This window comes from Lactobacillus ultunensis DSM 16047, from assembly GCF_001436305.1.
Classification (GTDB): Bacteria; Bacillota; Bacilli; order Lactobacillales; family Lactobacillaceae; genus Lactobacillus; species Lactobacillus ultunensis.
Genome location: NZ_AZFO01000073.1, coordinates 1 through 1,839, shown reverse-complemented (window position 1 = coordinate 1,839; position 1,839 = coordinate 1). Strand labels below are relative to the sequence as shown.

At 40.0% G+C, this 1,839-nt stretch carries 1 pseudogene; it reads right to left on the bottom strand.

Annotated elements, in window-relative coordinates:
- Nucleotides 1-1,691, bottom strand: a pseudogene (locus tag FC57_RS10345) (IS1182 family transposase); the annotation flags it as partial.
- Nucleotides 1,692-1,839: the final 148 nt, after the last annotated feature.

The window sequence follows — 1,839 nt, the reverse complement described above, 5'->3', positions numbered from 1 at the left end:
GTGTCTGGGAAAAAACTAACCCTCAGATACCAAAAGACGATCAATCCAACTCTTGACTTGAGTTGCTTGACCGTCTTTTTCTTTCTATTTTTATTTTTGAGTAAAGAAGGCTGGTCCTGGGACCATCTTCTGTTCCAGTATTTGCTCAAATTCATCATCATGAAGGCTATTCCTACATCCGTTTCAACCTTCTTTTTGCCTCTCAAATGAGTCCGGCGCATGCCAAAGACGTTCTTCAAATGTCCAAAAATTGGCTCCACATCATACTTTCTCATACTATAGATGTGCCTGCCTGCAGGACTTTTGAGAACCTCTTTGGCTTTTTCTTTTAAATACTGCCAGTTGGGATTGTAGCGTACTTGGCGTTGACGACCACTTTTAGTTTTAGCCAAACTCTCTAATGCTGGCGTTATTTGAAACTCATCTGCCTCGTAAACCTTAAAATCACGAACTTAACCAGTTGATTGGTCTTTGCGCCGGCTGTAATACTTAAAGTTGAACCTGACTCCGTTTTGATCGAGATAGTAATCATCTTGTTCATCATAGAACCAGTTAGCCAGCTTAGTCGGATCATTGCGATATTTTCTGGTCTTTTCCTTTTCATACATGGTGTAGGGAATATAATATTTTTTGTCTGAGTATTCTTTCTCTAACATAGAATAATTGTACTCGCTGCCATAACCAGCGTCGGCGACAATCTTATCAAACTTATTCAATGTCGTCATCTGCTTTAGAAAAGGCTCCAGCGTCTTAAAGTCAGTTGGATTAGGGTACAGCGCAAAGTCGACTACATATTGATCCGTTGTCGCTGCTTGAATATTGTAGCCTGGCTTAAGCTGACCGTTCTTCATGTGATTTTCTTTCATATGCATGAAAGTCGCATCATGGTCAGTCTTGGAATAGCTGTTGCGTCCAGCAAAGATTTCCTCTGCTTCTTCATATTTTTTCATTCGAGGGACATAGTCTTTTCTTAATTTATGAAGCAGCTTTTTAAGACCGCGTCTGCTAGCTTTTCTTGGCGAACCGCCAGGAATAGCTTTCGGCTCTTGCTCGATTTTTTTAGTCAGCTTTTCAATCTCAGCCTCTGTTTCTTGCGCTAGTTCTGCCAAGCCTTGGCTGGTCTGAACTTTCTCTTCTGCCATTGCTTTAACAACTTCTTGGGCAATCAGCTCATCGTAAAGTTCAACTGCTTGACCTTTGAGCTTTTCATGAAACTTTTCAACTGCTTTACGCCAAACGAAAGTATAACGATTGGCATCAGCTTCAATCTTGGTGCCATCGATGAAGATAGTTCCTTCATTGATTAAGCCTTCTTGTTCTAGCAAGTTGGTAAAGTAAAGAAAGCTTTTCTTGATGAGCCGATTAGCGTGATCGCTGGATCTGAAGTTATTGATGGTGTGGTAGGAAATCTTTTGATGCTCTGCCAAGGCCATCATGGGCAGGTTTTCTTCCAGCATTAATTCAATCTTTCGGCCTGAAAATACTCTTCTGGAGTAAGCAAAAAGCAGAATTTTAAGCATCATGGCTGGGTGATAAGCAGGTCGGCCTGTTTTAGCAGTGTCTCCCAGTAAAACATTTTCTGGAATGGAATCCACAAACTGGCTAATAGCGTTAGCTAGATGATTATTAGGAATAGCGAAGTCTAAATTGAGTGTTAAAGCAGTTTGGCCTGTGGTATAATTTTGATACATTGAGATTGCCTTCTTTCATTTTTGTTTTGTGGTGATTCAATAATATCAAGGAAGGCACTTAAAGTATAGAAAAAAAACGATGAAATCCATTAGGAAATCATCGTTCTTTTTTGGTGTCTGAGAATTAGTTTTTTCCCAGACACTTTTT